Here is a 17,473-nt window from a genome sequence, read left to right as displayed (position 1 = left end):
TGTGTAGTTTTCACCTCCTGGTCCCTGTTAGTATGGGCGCGGGGAGGGTTTGGCATGCAATCGTGATAGACAACATAAGGGGTGCAGAAAATGGTTAAGAAGTCAGCGTTATTTAAGTATCTGGTGTTCGTCCTCTTTCTTTTGTTCACCATGCTTGTTGTTTATGCAAGCGACGAGTTTCTAATCCGTAACGGCGATCCGGATACGACGGCCAAGTTCCTGTTTGTTCTCTTTGGCATTACCTTCGGCTTTGGAGCAAGTCTTCATCTGATTGGCAAAGGCGAATTCGGATTCCGATTCAAGGAAACGCAGTTCACGTTAATGTTATCGATCATTATTGTGGTGCTGAATTACGTGGCGGCCGTCAATTACGGCAAACTGTACACCGGCGCAGAAGGCACATTCGGGACCTTTAGCCGGATCGTTCTAGATGACAAGAACGAAGCGATTTTTAATGTGCTAGCCGGTTATTTGTTCGGTTTGTCTTTCTATAAAAAATAACGCTGAGGGGCAGTGGGCGAACAGCCTAAGCATCCGGACTCCTTCTACATATGCTGATGGCATGAACCTATGTGCCGGGCGGTGAAGAATATGCTGACGAGCATGATCCTGGTGACCAGGAATGGGCTTGATTATACAAAATCCTGCGTGGAAAGCATCAGGCGGCATACAGCGGCGGGCAGCTATGAGCTGATCCTTGTCGATAACGGATCGGAAGATGGGACGGCCGATTGGGCGAGAGCCGAACCGGATATCCTTCTGATCGCAAATCACGATAACGCCGGATTCCCGAAAGGCTGCAATCAAGGGGCATCGGCCGCATCCGGCGGGCTGCTGCTCTTGCTTAATAATGATACGCTTGTGACGCCGGGCTGGCTGGACGGTCTGAAGCGCAGCTTGCTGAGCGATCCTTCGATCGGTGCGGCGGGGCCGGTCACGAATTCGGCCCATTACTGGACGCAGATCCCAAGTCATTATTCGACCGTCGAGGAGCTCGACCGTTTCTCTGAATCGGTGAGACTGTCGGCGGGAAGCCAATCCATGGAGGAGCGGCTGAAGCTGATCGGCTTCTGCATGCTGCTGCGGCGGGAAGCCTACGAGAAGGCCGGCGGGATGGATGAACGGTTTGGCATCGGCAATTACGAAGACGACGATTTGTCGCTGCGGTTAAGGCTTCTCGGGTATAAGCTGATGCTTTGCCGGGATACCTTTATCCATCATTACGGCAGCGTCAGCTTCCGGGCGGATTCGGCCATGTATCTGCAGCTGTTCGCCCGCAATAATCAGCTTTTCCGCGAAAAGTGGGGATTCGCTTCCTCGGAGGCGCTGATTATCCATTCCGACATGCTTGGGCTGCTGGATCGGGAAGTATCCGCGGCAGGCGGCGGAACGGAAAGTCCAAGGTTTCTGAATATCGGCTGCGGCTGCGGAGCGACGCTGCTCAGCTTGCGGCACCGGTTTCCCGGTGCTTTGCTGTACGGAGTTGAAAAAAACGGTCAAGCGGCTAAGGTGGCGGAAGCGGCCGGCATTCGGGTGTTTGCCTCGGAGGAGCCAGAGCAATGGGGCCTGGAGTCTGGCTCGTTAGACGGCATCCTTATAGGGGACGCCCACATATGCGGGACGCCCGAGGCGATGAGGAAGCTGAAGGGGCTGCTGAAGCCTGCCGGCTGGCTGATCGGAACGTTCCTGAACCGTCATTACTATCCCTTTATGCTGCGTTATTTGCAGCCGGATAATGACGATGCCCAACATCAGTCTGCTTATCTGTATTCCATTGAGCAGGTAAGGAAGCTATATGCGGATGCCGGGTTTGCTGCCGTATCGACTCTGCTTATAGATGACGGGAAGGATGGGCGTCCCGGTTCAGACATTAGTGCCGAAGATTTCAGCCTGCTGGAGCGGATGGCAAACGGCCGGCATCCGGTGAAGGGGAGGCTGACCTCGGGCAGCATTATTACGCTTGGCCTAAGCGACAGGCTCGAGCTGCCGGCTGCTGCGGTAACAGAGGCTGAGCCGGAGGGACGCACGGCTGTAGCGGCGGTTGCGGAGGAGCTGCCGTTACAATTGCCTTCGGTTGAGGGGCCTGTGCAGGTTGTGCCGGATCAGCTTCTCAAAGAACAAAACGATGTGGTGTTTAGCGGCGAACGGCTTGTGGTGAACCGGCAGGTGAAGGAGCAGTATGCCGATGTATACGAAGAGCATCTGTACCGTTACGAATTGGCCAGCCGTTACGTCAAGGGGCTGAAAGTGCTGGATGCCGCCTGCGGAGCGGGATACGGTTCGGCGCTATTGAAGCGTGCCGGGGCTTCGGAGGTTACAGGCATCGATATCGACGCCGCTTCCGCCCGGCTTGCGGAACGGGATTACGGCGGAGAAGGGATACGCTTTGAGAAGGGAGATGTGCTGAAGCTTCCTTTTGAGGGCGAGTCCTTTGACGCGGTTGTGTCCTTTGAGACGATTGAGCACGTAAGCGAAGGGGCGGCGTGGATCAGGGAATCGGCCCGCGTGCTGAAGCCGGGCGGATTGTTTATCGTGTCCACCCCGAACCGCTCGGTAACGAATCCTCCGCTTTATTACGAAGAGCAGCCATTTAACGAATATCACCGCTTCGAGTACCGGACTTCGGAGCTGGTTGGCGAACTGCTTGCCTGCTATGACATTGAAGCGATGTTCGGGCAAAACCCGGTTGACGATTCAAGACTGCTCTCGATGAATTGGATGCGGGAGAAGGTTGGTCTGCCGCTGGGAAGAGCCGAGCAGCACCTGCTGAGGGCGGAAGGGCATGAACCGCTGCCGCTTGCGAGCTTCAAGAGCTGCGATCCGATGTACGTGATTGCGGTATGCAGGAAAAAGCGGACCTTGCAAAGCTGAATAAAGGCGGCAACGCCCCATTTTTGGAAGAACTGTCTACCTTGTACTAGGGCTTTTATTGTAAGCGGCCATCGGGTATAATGACGTGAGATTGTTACTTCGGAAAATGGGGTGTCTTATTTCATGGCTTTGAAAGCAGGTGTCGTGGGTCTGCCGAATGTCGGCAAGTCCACTTTATTTAATGCAATTACGCAAGCAGGGGCGGAATCCGCGAACTATCCGTTCTGTACGATTGACCCGAACGTTGGCGTGGTAGAGGTGCCGGACTACCGTCTGGACAAACTGACAGAGCTCGTGCAGCCGAACAAAACGGTTCCGACTGCATTCGAATTCGTTGATATTGCCGGCCTTGTGGCAGGCGCAAGCAAAGGCGAAGGCCTTGGCAACAAGTTCCTCGCGCATATCCGCGAAGTAGACGCGATTGTTCACGTTGTTCGCTGCTTCGAAGACGAGAACATCACGCACGTGAACGGCAAAGTGGATCCGCTTGGCGATATCCAAACCATCAATCTTGAGCTGATTCTGGCGGACATCGAGTCCGTTGAGAAAAAAATCGAGCGTTCCCGCAAAAACCTGAAAGGCGGCGACAAAAAAATCGCCCTGGAAGTGGAAGTGCTGGAACGCGTCAAAGAAGCTCTGTACAACGACCAGCCTGCGCGCAGCGTAGAGCTGTCCGATGACGAGAAGCTGGTTATCCGCGATCTTCACCTGCTTACTATGAAGCCGGTGCTGTATGCGGCAAACGTAGCCGAGTCGGAAGTTGCGGACACGGATAATAACAAGTTCGTGCAAGTCGTTCGTGAATTCGCAGCTGCCGAAGGCGCGCAAGTGGTGCCAATCAGCGCGAAGGTGGAAGAAGAAATCGCTGAGCTTGAAGGCGAAGACAAAGCGATGTTCCTCGAAGAGCTAGGCCTGCAGGAATCCGGTCTTAACCGTCTGATCAACGCGGCGTACAAGCTTCTTGGCTTGTATACGTACTTCACGGCCGGCGTGCAGGAGGTTCGTGCCTGGACGATTCGTAAAGGCATGAAGGCGCCGCAAGCGGCCGGCGTTATCCATACCGACTTCGAGCGCGGCTTCATTCGCGCCGAGGTTGTATCGTTCGAGGACCTGGCTGCTGCCGGTACGATGAACGTGGCAAAAGAAAGAGGCCAGCTGCGCCTCGAAGGCAAAGAATACGTAGTGCAGGACGGCGACGTTATGCACTTCCGTTTCAACGTTTAATAGCAGCGGAAAAAAAGCGGTATTGTTCTCATTTGGAGAGCAATACCGTTTTGCTCTGTTCTCATGGAAAAATGCCTTTTGCCTAAGCCTAGCTCGAACGAGTCATGCGGAATGCGGCTTGCGGTCGTACAATGGGAAGGAAGCTAAAGAATAGGAGTATGGTGTTATGACCTTACATACGTTACCAAAGTTACCGAAACGAATGCTGGCAGCGGTTATGCTGCTTGTTGTATTGGCATTAACGCTTGCGCCGCAGGCTTTTGCGCATGCGACTCTGGAGAAGACCGTTCCTGCCGCGAATGTGAAGCTTGCAGAGTCGCCGCCTTTCGTGGAGCTTACGTTTAACGAGGCGGTCGAGCCCGGGGCTGGATCCTTGGAAGTCGTCGATTCGAAGTCGAACAAAATAAAGACGGAAGACCCTGTTCTGGAGAACGGCGGAACCACTCTTAAAGCAGGTCTTCCTACGCTTGGAGACGGCGTTTATTCAGTCTCTTATCATATTATTTCGGAGGATGGCCATCCGATCAGCGGCTCTTATGCGTTTGTTGTCGGCAATCCGCCCGACTGGAAGGACGGAGAGACTTTTGCCGCTCAGGTAAACAGCTCAAAAGGGATGCAGCAAAACATGCTGTATGTCGTGCGGGTGCTTTACTATGCTGCACTGCTGCTGGCGACGGGTATCGCTTTATGGTCGGTCTTTATCCGGAAACCAAGCGATTCGCTGCAGTCAGCCTTCAAACGTTTGTCCGTGATTGGCCTGCGGGCGCTTTTGCTTACGGTACTGGTTCATATTTTCCTGCAGGTCAATGAATTGATGAAAGGCCAGCCGATCTCCTCCTGGGGGTCGCTGTTTACGAATACAACTACCGGACGGGCATGGCTCGAGCTCATTATTCTAGTTCTGCTTGGTTTTGTGGCCCAGCGGTTCAAAGAGAAGTTTGTCAGTCTGCTGTGGGTGGTTCTGCTGCTTGGCGTGGAAAGCCTGATCGGCCATCCGGCGGCAAATGACCAGAAGGTGCTGACGATTGCTTTTGACTTTATCCACTTGATTGCTTCCGCGGTATGGGCTGGCGGTTTGGCCGCGCTCCTGTATGTCTGGTACGCGGACCGGAAGGAAGCGGGGCGCTTTGGCGCAAGCTTCTCGCAGGGCGCTTTAATTTCCCTTGTTGTACTGGTCATCAGCGGGGTTACGATGACGCTGTTGTTCCTGCCGAAGCTGTCGTATTTGTGGCTGACCACATGGGGCGGACTGCTTACCGTAAAAGTCGTTCTTGTCGTTGCGGTGCTTGTAACGGGTACTCTGCTGCGTCTCCGGATGAAAAAGAACGGTTTCCCGGCCGGAAGTCTGCTGAAGGCGGATGCCATTATGATGGCCTGTATCGTGGCGATTGCAGCCGTGTTTACTTATATGAGCCCGCTGCCTCCAAACGAGCCGTATAACTTCCACCAGATGGGTGAGGATATGCACGTAACGTTTAACGTATCGCCTAACGTACCGGGCGGGGACAATACGATTTCTCTCCACGTCTGGCTGCCGGAAGCGTCGGGGGCGCCTAAGTCGGTTATTCTGCGCCTGCATTCGGGCATTAAGAAGGATGCTCCGATCGATATTCCGCTGGTGAAGGACGACAGCGAGCCTAACGATGCTTTCCCGGGCTACATCAGCGCGTCCTATGAAGCGACTGGTCCATTCCTGCCTTACGCCTCCAAGTGGACGGCCGAGATCCGCGTCATGGATCAGGACGATAATGAGCTTGTGCGGGAAGCCGCGTTCCGCAATTATTAGAACGGGCAGACACATAATAGTCATAACCGGGTAGCCCTTTCGAGTCATGTCAGGCATTATGCGCAGGTTATATACTCATCTCAGAGAAGCGCACGACAGGCTAATGATGATCCGAAAGGGAGATGTGTCAGATGAAGAAGCAGATAAAAAAATGGGTTATAGCGGCCACAATGGCCGTGTGCCTGATGATGTTCGCAGGCGTGGCAAGCGCCCACGTGACGGTTCAGCCGCCATCCGTACCGGCTAATTCGTATCAGGTATTCGCGGTACGCGTGCCTAGCGAAGAGAAAGGCGTTAACACCGTCAAGGTACAGGTTAAGGTGGCTGACGGCGCGGTGATTTCCCGGGTTGAGCCCAAGCCGGGCTGGACCAGCGAGCTTGAAAAGGATGGAAACGGCGTTGTGACAACCATTACCTGGACGGCTGCGGACGGCGGCGGCCTCAGCGAAACGGAATTTACCGAATTCCGCATGAGCGGCAAAGTAAACGAGGATGCCACCCAGCTCGTGTGGAAAGCTTACCAGACCTACAGCGACAACAAGGTTGTCGAGTGGGTTGGAGCGGACGGCTCGGATAAACCGGCTTCCGTAACGACGGTAACGGCGGCTGTTGCGGAAGGCGACGGCCACGGCCATGATACCGGCGCTGCGGCAGATGCAAGCGATTCGAAGGACTCGGGTTCGGACTCTGCGCTTCCGCTTGCGTTGTCGATTATCGCGGTTGTGCTCGGCTTGGTTGCCGTAGTGCTCGCAGCTAGAAAAAACAAGAAATAAACAGGATAAAGGGGCTCCGTTTTCCTTAGGGAAGACGCGGAGCCCCTTTCGGGCGACTTTAGGCAAATACACCAGTCGAAAACGCGGGTCCATTGTGCTATAATGAGTGATACCATTAAGCAAAATCATAGAGGTGAATCATTGTGTTGGACCGTTTACAAGCGCTCGCAGACCGTTACGAGAAATTAAGTGAACTGTTGTGCGATCCGGATGTAGCCAGTGATCCGAAGCGCCTGCGGGAATATTCCAAGGAGCAATCGGATTTACAAGAGGCTTATGAAGCCTTCACAGAATATAAGCAAGTGTCGGAACAGCTTGAAGATGCCAAGCTTATGCAAGGCGAGAAGCTAGACGACGAAATGCGCGAGATGGTCAAGATGGAGATTGATGAATTGACCGAGCGTAAGACAGCGCTGGATGAGAAGATCCGTATCGTCCTGCTGCCGAAAGACCCTAACGACGACAAGAACGTTATCGTGGAGATCCGCGGCGCAGCGGGCGGCGATGAAGCTGCTTTGTTCGCATACGAGCTGTACCGGATGTACACGAAGTTTGCGGACGCGCAAGGCTGGCGTTGCGAGCTGATGGATTTGAACGAGAATGATCTCGGCGGCTTCAAAGAGGTAATCTTTATGATTACCGGCAAAGGCGCTTACAGCAAGATGAAATACGAGAGCGGCGCGCACCGCGTACAGCGTATTCCGGTAACGGAATCCGGCGGCCGTATTCATACGTCTACATCGACGGTATCGGTAATGCCCGAGGTTGAAGAAGTTGAAGTTGAAATCCTGGATAAAGACATCCGGATCGATACTTTCTGCTCCAGCGGTGCAGGCGGTCAGTCGGTTAATACGACCAAGTCGGCCGTTCGCGTGCTTCACGTTCCTACCGGCATTATGGCGACTTGCCAAGACGGAAAATCGCAGAACGAGAACAAGGCGAAGGCCCTTCAAGTTCTTCGTGCCCGGATCTCTGATATCCGCCGTCAAGAAGAGGAAGCGAAATATGCGGGCGAGCGTAAGCTGAAGGTTGGCACAGGCGACCGAAGCGAGCGTATCCGTACGTATAACTTCCCGCAAAGCCGCGTAACGGACCATCGCATCGGTCTTACGCTGCATAAGCTGGATTCGGTGATGAACGGCGACATGGCAGAGATCGTATCGTCGCTGACGATTGCCGAGCAGGCGGAATTGATGGAGCGAGAGCTTAACTAAAAGACCTTCGAGTCCAAAGACTCCCGAGGAAGGGACGCTAGAGAGATGAGCGATCATACAGACGAACGGTTGTTTTTTGCACCGTCGTTTTCAATTAGGGAAGCCTGCATGCAGGCTTCTTCGTTTTTGGCGGAGCTTGGCGTTATGGAGCCGCGCTCCAATGCCGAGCGGCTGCTGCTGCATGTGCTTGGCATCGATCGGTCGACGATGCTGCGCGACTTTGGCGAGCCCTTTCCGGCGGCTCATGCCGCGGAATGGGTGGAGCTGATCCGCCGCAAGGCGGCGGGCGAGCCGGTGCAGTATATCATCGGCGAGGAATGGTTCTACGGCCGGCCGTTTACGGTTACGCCGGCCACGCTTATCCCGCGGCCGGAGACGGAGCTGCTCGTCGAGGCCGTGCTTGAGGCGGCCGATAAGCTGTGGCCGCCTGATGGGGCTGAAGTGCCGACGGTGGTTGACGTCGGCACCGGCACCGGCGCCATCGGCGTGACGCTAGCTTCGCAGCGTCCGCGTTGGCGCGTAAGCGCGTCCGATCTGTCGCCGGACGCGCTTGCGGTCGCCCGCACGAACGCGGCCCGCCATGAGGCGGCGGGGCGCATGGCGTTCGTGCAGGGCGACCTGCTGGCGCCGTTTGCGAAGCGCGGCGCCGCAGGGGCTGCACTCGATGCGGAGGACATCCGCATCGATGTGCTTGTGTCCAATCCGCCGTATATTCCGGCGGATGATCTTCCGGGCCTTCAGCCCGAGGTGCGCGATTACGAGCCGCGCCTCGCGCTGGACGGCGGGGCGGACGGGCTGGACCCGTACCGCCGCATGGTGGGGCAGCTGCCTTCTCTTGCGCAGCTGCCGCGTATTGTCGCCTTCGAGCTTGGCATGGGCCAAGCCCGGGACGTTGCCGCGCTGCTGCGGAATGTCGGCGAATGGGACGACATTCGTATCATTACCGACTATGGCGGCATCGAGCGTCACGTCATCGCGGTCCGCACAAAAGAGTAACTTCTTCAAACACGCTGTTGGTGCATCATCCGATGCCGGCAGCGTGTTTTTTTTGCTTAAACTCCGCTGTAACACGGAAAAACCGTGTTACAGCCGCTTACCGCCGCCGCCGTCTGCGTCATTCCCCGCTGCAACACGGAAAAACCGTGTTACAGCCGCTTACCGCCGCCGCCGTCCGCGCCATTCCCCGCTGCAACACGGAAAAACCGTGTTACAGCCGCTTACCGCCGCCGCCGTCCGCGCCATTCCCCGCTGCAACACGGAAAAACCGTGTTACAGCCACACGCCCCCGCCACAGCCCGCGCCTTACTCCCTCCCCATCAGCCCGCGATGGCTCCCCGTAACATTGAAAGTTGTGTTATGAAAACAACTCTATCATTTTCATTTTTTCTGCTAGGTTTATAGAGCCGGGAACGCGGACATAATGACGGATAGATACGTTCCGGAACGCAAGCTGATGCACCGACGGGTGCGATCGAGAGGAGCTTGTGTTATTATGAACCGCACTAATTCCCTTTTTTATTTCCGTAAATCTTATGCTTTGTTGATTATCGTTTTGTTTGTTCTTGTGATGAGCTGGGAGCAGCAGCGTACGGATGCGGCTGTGGTCGATACGATTATTCCGCAGGATTCCATTCGTCTGCGCATCTTGGCTAATTCGGACTCGCCTGCCGATCAGGCCGTAAAACGTGTTGTCCGCGACGCTGTCGTGAAAGCAATGGACAGCTGGGTTACGGGTCCGCAAACAATTGAAGAAGCGCGCCAAACGGTGCATGATCATATGGACGAAATCGAAGGTATCGTAGCTGGCGTACTGGCAAGCCGCGGATTTGACTATAGTTATCACGCGGAGCTGGGTCAGGTTCCGTTCCCGACAAAAATGTACAGCAACGAAGTGTATCCGGCAGGCAATTATGAAGCGCTCCTGATTACGCTTGGCGAAGGTAAAGGCCAGAACTGGTGGTGCGTACTGTTCCCGCCGTTGTGCTTCATTGATGCTGCAACCGGCGAAGCGGCAGCAGCCGATCCGGACGCTGATACTGCAAGAGCAGAAACCGTAAAAACGGCTTCATCCGACCATAAAGATAACGCGAAAGTTGAAAAGGCTTCCGACAGCAAAGACGGTAAATCCGAAGCTTCCGTTCAAAAATCGCAAGACGAAAACAAGCAAGGCGAAGCGCCGAAAGCGAAGTTTTTCCTGTTGGAAATCATTGAGCAATTCATCAACTGGCTGAAAAGCCTGTTTTAATACAAGCGGCGGTCTTCTTAGCGCATAAGCGCGGGCAAGGCCGCTGCTCTTCATTTTAGGGCGTATATGCTATAATGGGGGCAGTTAGATGATGAACGATTACTTCTGAATAGCAGGGATTGAAGGATAGAGATGACAACAACGAAGGTTTGGCAGGTTGCGGAGGCGGCTTCTGCCGATGCGCTGGCCGGACAATTGGAGGAAGCGGCGTCGCTGCTGCGGGATGGAGAGCTGGTTGCTTTTCCGACCGAAACGGTATACGGACTAGGTGCCGATGCCCGGAACACAACGGCGGTTGAAGGCATATTCAAGGCAAAAGGCCGACCGTCGGATAATCCTCTTATCGTGCATATCGCGGATGAAAATCAGCTGGCAGAGCTTGTGCTTCCTTATCCGGAGCTTGCAGGGCGGCTGATGAAAGAACTATGGCCGGGTCCGCTTACGATTGTACTGCCGGTACGCACAGGTGCGGTATCTCCGCTTGTTACGGCAGGACTCACAACCGTCGGCATCCGAATGCCGGATCATCCGGCCGCGCTTGCCCTTATTCGGCAATCCGGCTGTCCGGTAGCTGCTCCAAGCGCAAACCGCTCCGGCAGGCCTAGCCCTACGCTTGCAGCGCATGTGCTCGAAGATCTAGCCGGTAAAATCAGCGGCATCGTAGACGGAGGCGCAACGGGCGTCGGATTGGAATCAACCGTTATTGAGCTGCCGGATTCGAATACAATCCGTATTCTCCGTCCCGGAGGGATTACGGCCGAGCAGCTGCGGAGCGCTGCGCCGGAGGCGGTAATCGATGCTCCTGCGGCAGCCAATCCGGATGTAACGGAAGCGCCGCGCTCGCCAGGCATGAAATATGCGCATTATGCTCCGGAGGGCGATCTCCGGATTGTGCTGGGCGAACCCGCTAAGGCGGTAAGTTACATTCAGGAGCAACTAAGCCTTTCGACAACAACGTCTATGAAGACCGGTGTTCTGACTTTCGACGAGAGAGCAGCCGCTTATGATGCCGATCTAATCCTTAGCTACGGCAGCGAGCTGCATCCGGAACAAGCGGCGCATAACCTGTACGCAGCACTCCGCCGGTTTGACTCGGAAGGCATTCAGCTTATATGGGCGGAAGGCTGCTCCGAGGAAGGAATAGGCCTTGCTCTGATGAATCGTCTGGCGAAGGCAGCAGGACATCAAATCGTCCGGGTATAGAGTAGTATGTTTGTCCCCTTGTCCGCATATCTTGGTTAAGAATGGATGTGGACATGGGGGCGATAGCGTGACTGATGCAACTTTGCATGCCGGACAATTCGCGACACTGCTCATTATGGCGGTTGCGCTTGGCATGGATGCTTTTTCGTTAGGAATCGGAATCGGGCTGAAGGGGATTCGCCTGCGCGATGTGCTCAGGTTAAGCAGCATCATTGCGTTATTCCATGTGCTGATGCCCCTTGGCGGCATATATGCCGGGCATTTTGTCAGCGGACTGCTTGGCCATGTTGCGACGATGGCTGCAGGCGTACTGCTGCTTTTGCTTGGCGGACACATGATTTATAGCTCGCTCAAAGGGGAAACGGTGCAAACGATGGATTACCGTTCCTCGGTCGGAACGTTCTTATTTGCTTTCAGCGTCAGCATCGACTCCTTCTCCGTTGGCGTAACTTTGGGTATGTTCGAGGCCGATATTTTGCTGACGGTGCTATTGTTTGGCTTTTTCGGCGGATTGATGTCCGTTCTGGGACTTCTGCTTGGTCGCCGTGTCAGTGAAAATCTGGGCGGCTACGGGGAGGCGCTCGGCGGGGCGATCTTGCTCATTTTCGGTCTTTTATTTATATTTTAATACAACAATGGAATCAGCCATACCAGAAAGGGGAATGCAGCATGACGCGCATCTTGTTTGTTTGTACCGGCAATACCTGCCGCTCGCCGATGGCGGAAGCCATGCTGAGGACGATGGCGCGGCAGAAGGGGGTTTCGCTGGAAGTCCGTTCTGCCGGAGTATCTACCATTGACGGTCTGCCGATCTCGTCGCATGCGGCTACAACGCTGCGGGGCAAATCGGTGGAGCATAGGGGCTCGTCTCGCGCATTAAGCGGGGAAGCCATTGCTTGGGCGGACCTCATTCTGACGATGACAGCCGGACACAAACGCGGCTTGCTCAACTACTTCCCTGAAGCCGTGGATAAAGCGTATACGCTTAAGGAATATGTCAATCAGGATACCGCCGTTCAGGCCGACATTGAAGAACTGGAACGCTTATATACGGAAATGCATATGAAGCAGGTGCTGGGCCAGCAGCTGTCGGCTGCGGAGCGTTCGCGTCTTCTGGAGCTGGAACGCCGGATTCCGAGCTTTGATATCGCTGATCCGTTCGGCGGAACGCTGGGCATGTATGAAAGCTGCGCCAAAGAAATCGAAGAGAGCCTGAAGGCCCTTCTTCAAATGCTTCAAAAGGGATGAAATTCCATGCCGGAATTAGGCCTGATTTATGCGTATATTTGATTGATTTTCACGGTTGAATAAGCTATCATGAAGGTAACAAAGACGGTTTCCGATGTAACTGGCGACGGAAGTGGGTAACCACGGTGGAGCATCGGAACATACGGCCGGTCGCCTGGGCAAAGAGCAGCATGCTACTCATAGCATGTCATGCTCTTTTTTCGTCTTTTTGAGGATTTTAGGTATAATAAGTCCGTATGATTCGACAACTAGCAGGAGGGTTTTGCGTTGAAAATTGCAATTGGTGCAGATCATGCGGGTTACCGTCTGAAAGATGAAATTGTTCCGTTTCTTTTATCGCTTGGTCATGAAATTGAAGACTTGGGCTGCGACTGCAGCCAGTCGGTGGATTATCCCGATTATGCGCTGCCCGTAGCAGACAGAGTGGCCAGCGGCCAGGCTGACCGCGGCATTCTGATCTGCGGCACGGGTATCGGCATGTCAATCGCGGCGAACAAAGTTCCGGGTATCCGCTGCGCGCTGGTGCATGATATGTTTTCGGCACAAGCAACCCGCGAGCATAACGATACAAACGTGCTTGCGATGGGAGAGCGTATTATCGGCCCTGGTCTTGCACAGGAAATTGTCCGCATCTGGATGGAAACACCGTTCTCAAGCGGCGAGCGCCATGTTGGGCGTGTCCGGAAAGTGAAGGAAATCGAGCAGCAGTATACGGTTCATCCTTAGGTCCATGCTTTCGAAGCAAGAATTATCATTAACCGCTTAATTAACCGGCCATTGGTGTAATTAATCCTTAAGCGATTCGTGTGATCATTCTTTGTATTCATAGGAGGTATGTACAATGAACAATCAAAAGGAAACCATTACTATTGCAGCTGACGTAGAGATTATTGTTAGGGAGCTTGTTGCGGCAGGAGGACTGAGAGCCGGCCAACTGCTGGTTATCGGCACCAGCACAAGCGAGGTGCTTGGCCGCCGGATCGGTACTTCGGGGACGGTCGAGACGGCGTCTCAAATCTATGCAGGCATTGAAGCGGTCCGTAAGGATGTAGGTTTTTATCCGGTTTATCAATGCTGCGAGCATTTGAACCGGGCGCTTGTCCTTCCCCGTGAGGCGGCGGACAAGTATGGACTGGATGAGGTCGCAGCCGTTCCTGTTCCGAAAGCAGGCGGTTCGATGGCGGCTTATGCATACCGGCATTTGCCGGATGCCTGTCTGGTTGAGACCGTTCAGGCACATGCGGGTATCGATATCGGCGACACCTTTATCGGCATGCACCTGCGCCGGGTTGCCGTTCCGGTCAGACCGTCAATCCGGTCGATTGGAGCAGCCCATGTCACAATGGCTTTTGCAAGACCTAAGCTGATTGGCGGTGCGCGTGCGGTTTATACTTTGGAAGACAGCGGCCTGGCGTCAGAGCAGACGTCAGGAACTTGCGAATAATCATATTTAGGAGGCTTTTCACAATGGAAAACTTACGTAACCAAGATCCTGAAGTATTAAAGGCAATGGGCCTTGAGCTGCAGCGCCAACGCGACAACATCGAGCTGATCGCATCCGAGAACATCGTGAGCGAAGCGGTTCTGGAAGCAATGGGTTCGGTCCTGACGAATAAATATGCAGAAGGCTACCCTGGCAAACGTTTCTACGGCGGCTGCGAGCATGTGGACATTGTGGAAGACATCGCACGCGAACGCGCGAAAGAAATCTTTGGCGCCGAGCATGCGAACGTTCAGCCTCACTCCGGTGCGCAAGCAAACATGGCGGTATACCTTGCCGTTCTCAAACCAGGCGACACGGTTCTTGGCATGAACCTGGCTCACGGCGGTCACTTGACGCACGGCAGCCCGGTTAACGCATCCGGTCTCTTGTACAACTTCGTTGCTTATGGCGTTGAAGAAGATACATTTACAATCAACTACGAAGAAGTTCGCAAAGCGGCCTTCAAACACCGTCCTCGTCTGATCGTTGCCGGCGCGAGCGCGTACCCGCGTACAATCGATTTCGAGAAGCTTGGCCAAATCGCTCAAGACGTAGGCGCATTGTTCATGGTGGATATGGCTCATATCGCAGGTCTTGTTGCAGCGGGTCTGCATCCAAACCCAGTGCCTCATGCGCATTTTGTTACAACAACAACTCACAAAACGCTCCGCGGTCCTCGCGGCGGTATGATTCTCTGCCGCAAGCCTTGGGCTGCAGCGATCGATAAAGCGGTATTCCCTGGTTCGCAGGGCGGTCCTCTGATGCACATTATTGCAGCAAAAGCTGTAGCATTCGGCGAAGCTCTTCAACCATCCTTCAAAGAATACGCGCAAAAAGTTGTAAGCAACGCGAAAGTATTGTCCGAAACGCTGATCGCGGAAGGCATCAACATCGTTTCCGGCGGCACTGACAACCACCTGATGCTGATTGACACGCGCAGCCTGAACATCTCGGGCCGCGACGCTGAGCATGTTCTTGATTCGATCGGTATTACGGCGAATAAAAATGCAATTCCGTTCGATCCAACAAGCCCGTTTGTAACAAGCGGAATTCGTCTCGGTACGCCGGCTGCTACTTCCCGCGGCATGGACGAGAGCGCAATGAAAACAATCGGCGAGATTATTGCCATGACGCTGAAGAGCCCGAAAGACGAAGCGGTGTTGGCTAAAGCAACCGGAATGGTTCGCGACCTGACTGCTCAATACCCGCTTTACCCGAACATGAAGTACTAAGTTTTATCGCTATGCAAAGAGGCTGTTCCCAAAGGTCGAATCGACCGCTTGGGAACAGCCTCTTTTTTTATTCTAAGAATGTATAGGGTTTTCTTGAACGACAGATATAGTGAATTCGCTATGCATGTATAGAAGTAATGGAATGGTTCGTTGTTTCTCTTTTCTCTATGATTTTAAATTAGGGGTATTTTCAGCGCGATAGCCGTTTCACCTTGGTTTTATGAATTAAGTTAAAGCGATTGCAGCATGCTATATAAGCGTGTTCCACGAAGCTACAGATCTCGTCATAATTCGACAATTTTAGAAATGTAATTTCTGGGGCGTGACAAATCATTATAAATTATGTATATTTGTTAATGGTATATTAATTAACATTACTTTTGTACTAATTTGGCCTGAACATTTGTAAAACAGGGTGATTGAACATATGTTCATTGATAATTATTCAATGTTTCGTATTAATTCTCGCATTGTTTAATTATGTAATGTCAGATTATTACAATAGAAAGCAAGAGAAGAACATCCAGGGGAGGAAGTAAAATGTCGAAGAAGTATGGCTTTACCATGATTTCCGTACTGCTTGCACTGGCTCTTGTAGCCGTCGGCTGTACACCTAAGCAAGAGTCCGGAAGCAGCGAAGGCTCTGTGTTCCGCATGAACCTTGCAACTGAACCGCCGTCCCTTGACCCGGCTCAGGTACAAGACCAAGTGTCCGCAACTGTTGTAAACGGTTTGTTTGAAGGTCTGACTCTTAAAAACGAGAAGGGCGAAGTTGAACCAGCTGTCGCTAAAGAGTGGAAAATCTCCGATGACGGCAAGACTTACACGTTCACCATTCGCGATGACGCGAAATGGAGCAACGGTGATCCAGTAACTGCAGGTGACTTCGAATACGCTTGGAAGCGTGCTCTTGATCCAAACCTGAAACCAGCAGCATCTGCTTATGCTTACCAGCTGTACTACATCAAGAATGCTGAAGCTTACAACACTGCCGCTGACGGCGTGACGGCTGACGATGTTGGTGTTAAAGCGGTTGACGATCACACGCTGCAAGTTGAGCTGAACGCGCCAACTCCTTATTTCCTTGGTCTGATGTCCTTCACAGTATTCTATCCGGTTCACAAATCGGTTAAAGAAAACGAACAATGGGCAACTGACGTTTCGACTCTGGTATCCAACGGTCCGTTCAAAATGAGCGAGTGGAAAAAGAACAACTCCATTACGATCGCTAAGAACGACAACTACTATGCAAAAGACGACATCAAGCTCTCCAAGGTTGTCTTCTCTGAAGTTAACGACTCGAATACAGAGCTGAGCATGTATCAAACAGGCGAACTGGATTATGCGGGTATGCCTACTGGCTTGATTCCTAACGAACAATTCCCGACGCTTAAGCAAAACAATCCGGATGAGTTCAAAATCCAAGGCAGCGCATCGATCTACTACTACCTGTTCAATACAACGCAAAAGCCTTACGATAACGAAAAAATCCGTCAAGCGCTCTCGATGGCGATCAGCCGCCAAGATATCGTTGACAACGTAACAAAAGGCGAGCAAAAGCCTGCTTACGGTATCGTTCCTCCAGGTATCAAAGGCGAGAAAGAAGACTACCGTACGGAGCATCCGGACAGCTACTTCAAAGAAGACGTTGAAGAAGCTAAGAAATTGCTTGCTGAAGGTCTGAAAGAAGAAGGCCTGACTGCAATGCCTACGGTTAAAGTAACTTACAACACGAACGAACTGCACCAAGCGGTTGCTGAAGCAATTGCTGAAATGTGGAGCAAAAACCTCGGTATCAAAACCGAAGTTAGCAAGCAAGAATGGGGCGTATTCCTCGACAACCGTAACCACCTGAACTATGATGTGGCACGCGGCGGTTGGGGCGCTGACTACGATGATCCAATGACGTTCATTGACCTGTTCTCGTCGAAATCCGGTAACAACAACACTGGCTTTGCTAACAAAGAATACGATGCTCTGATCAAAGAAGCTTACAGCACTGACGATCAAGCTAAACGTATGGAAGCAATGTCCAAAGCTGAATCGCTTGTAATTGGTACTCGCGCGATTATGCCGATCTACTACTACAGCACAGTTTATATGATTAAGCCTGGTTTCAAAGGCATCTTTATCGACTACAAAGGCGACATTGATTACAACCGCGGATACTACGAAGCGAAGTAATTAAAGCTCG

15 protein-coding genes and 1 riboswitch are annotated in these 17,473 nt (G+C 53.1%); all 15 genes read left to right on the top strand.

Going from position 1 to position 17,473, the window contains the following annotated elements; translation table 11 throughout:
- The first annotated feature begins 90 nt into the window (after nt 1-90).
- The 15 genes from PJDR2_RS29425 (at nt 91) to PJDR2_RS29355 (ending at nt 17,463) form a co-directional block, all read left to right on the top strand.
- The gene (locus PJDR2_RS29425) at nt 91-501 is read left to right on the top strand and encodes a hypothetical protein (protein WP_015847388.1); all 411 of its coding nucleotides are present in this window, start codon (nt 91-93) and stop codon (nt 499-501) included.
- Between the two features lie 90 nt (nt 502-591).
- Complete coding sequence (locus PJDR2_RS32195) at nt 592-2,871, top strand: methyltransferase domain-containing protein (RefSeq protein WP_015847387.1); 2,280 nt, start codon at nt 592-594, stop codon at nt 2,869-2,871.
- 123 nt (nt 2,872-2,994) lie between these two features.
- On the top strand, nt 2,995-4,095 hold the full coding sequence (ychF, locus tag PJDR2_RS29415; RefSeq protein WP_041613695.1) for a redox-regulated ATPase YchF: 1,101 nt from the start codon (nt 2,995-2,997) through the stop codon (nt 4,093-4,095).
- A gap of 166 nt (nt 4,096-4,261) precedes the next feature.
- The gene (locus PJDR2_RS29410; protein WP_015847385.1) at nt 4,262-5,881 is read left to right on the top strand and encodes a copper resistance CopC/CopD family protein; all 1,620 of its coding nucleotides are present in this window, start codon (nt 4,262-4,264) and stop codon (nt 5,879-5,881) included.
- Between the two features lie 131 nt (nt 5,882-6,012).
- Nucleotides 6,013-6,654, top strand: coding sequence for a YcnI family protein (locus tag PJDR2_RS29405; protein ID WP_015847384.1), 642 nt, complete (start codon nt 6,013-6,015; stop codon nt 6,652-6,654).
- 143 nt (nt 6,655-6,797) lie between these two features.
- On the top strand, nt 6,798-7,868 hold the full coding sequence (prfA, locus tag PJDR2_RS29400; RefSeq protein ID WP_015847383.1) for a peptide chain release factor 1: 1,071 nt from the start codon (nt 6,798-6,800) through the stop codon (nt 7,866-7,868).
- 45 nt (nt 7,869-7,913) lie between these two features.
- A complete protein-coding gene (gene prmC, locus PJDR2_RS29395) occupies nt 7,914-8,864 on the top strand; it encodes a peptide chain release factor N(5)-glutamine methyltransferase (RefSeq protein ID WP_049790092.1) in 951 nt (316 codons plus the stop codon).
- A gap of 496 nt (nt 8,865-9,360) precedes the next feature.
- Nucleotides 9,361-10,113: a stage II sporulation protein R gene (spoIIR, locus tag PJDR2_RS29390; protein ID WP_015847381.1), complete on the top strand. Its 753-nt coding sequence runs from the start codon at nt 9,361-9,363 to the stop codon at nt 10,111-10,113.
- A 132-nt stretch (nt 10,114-10,245) separates the two neighbouring features.
- On the top strand, nt 10,246-11,316 hold the full coding sequence (locus tag PJDR2_RS29385) for an L-threonylcarbamoyladenylate synthase (protein ID WP_015847380.1): 1,071 nt from the start codon (nt 10,246-10,248) through the stop codon (nt 11,314-11,316).
- Between the two features lie 115 nt (nt 11,317-11,431).
- The gene (locus PJDR2_RS29380) at nt 11,432-11,944 is read left to right on the top strand and encodes a manganese efflux pump (RefSeq protein WP_049790191.1); all 513 of its coding nucleotides are present in this window, start codon (nt 11,432-11,434) and stop codon (nt 11,942-11,944) included.
- Between the two features lie 41 nt (nt 11,945-11,985).
- Nucleotides 11,986-12,564 carry a low molecular weight protein arginine phosphatase gene (locus PJDR2_RS29375; RefSeq protein WP_015847378.1) on the top strand — a complete coding sequence of 193 codons (579 nt, stop codon included), beginning with the start codon at nt 11,986-11,988 and terminating at the stop codon, nt 12,562-12,564.
- An 86-nt stretch (nt 12,565-12,650) separates the two neighbouring features.
- Nucleotides 12,651-12,731: riboswitch (ZMP/ZTP riboswitch) on the top strand.
- Between the two features lie 100 nt (nt 12,732-12,831).
- Complete coding sequence (gene rpiB, locus PJDR2_RS29370) at nt 12,832-13,290, top strand: ribose 5-phosphate isomerase B (RefSeq protein WP_015847377.1); 459 nt, start codon at nt 12,832-12,834, stop codon at nt 13,288-13,290.
- A gap of 115 nt (nt 13,291-13,405) precedes the next feature.
- Nucleotides 13,406-14,008 (top strand): TIGR01440 family protein, encoded by a 603-nt coding sequence (locus PJDR2_RS29365; RefSeq protein WP_015847376.1) that lies wholly within the window; start codon nt 13,406-13,408, stop codon nt 14,006-14,008.
- A gap of 23 nt (nt 14,009-14,031) precedes the next feature.
- Nucleotides 14,032-15,279, top strand: a complete 1,248-nt coding sequence (gene glyA / locus PJDR2_RS29360; RefSeq protein WP_015847375.1) for a serine hydroxymethyltransferase — start codon at nt 14,032-14,034, stop codon at nt 15,277-15,279.
- A gap of 540 nt (nt 15,280-15,819) precedes the next feature.
- The gene (locus PJDR2_RS29355) at nt 15,820-17,463 is read left to right on the top strand and encodes a peptide ABC transporter substrate-binding protein (RefSeq protein WP_015847374.1); all 1,644 of its coding nucleotides are present in this window, start codon (nt 15,820-15,822) and stop codon (nt 17,461-17,463) included.
- Nucleotides 17,464-17,473 lie beyond the last annotated feature (10 nt).

The organism is Paenibacillus sp. JDR-2 (assembly GCF_000023585.1).
GTDB lineage: Bacteria > Bacillota > Bacilli > Paenibacillales > Paenibacillaceae > Pristimantibacillus.
Note: the sequence above shows the minus strand (reverse complement) of the source record. Positions and strands in the feature narration are given on the sequence as shown.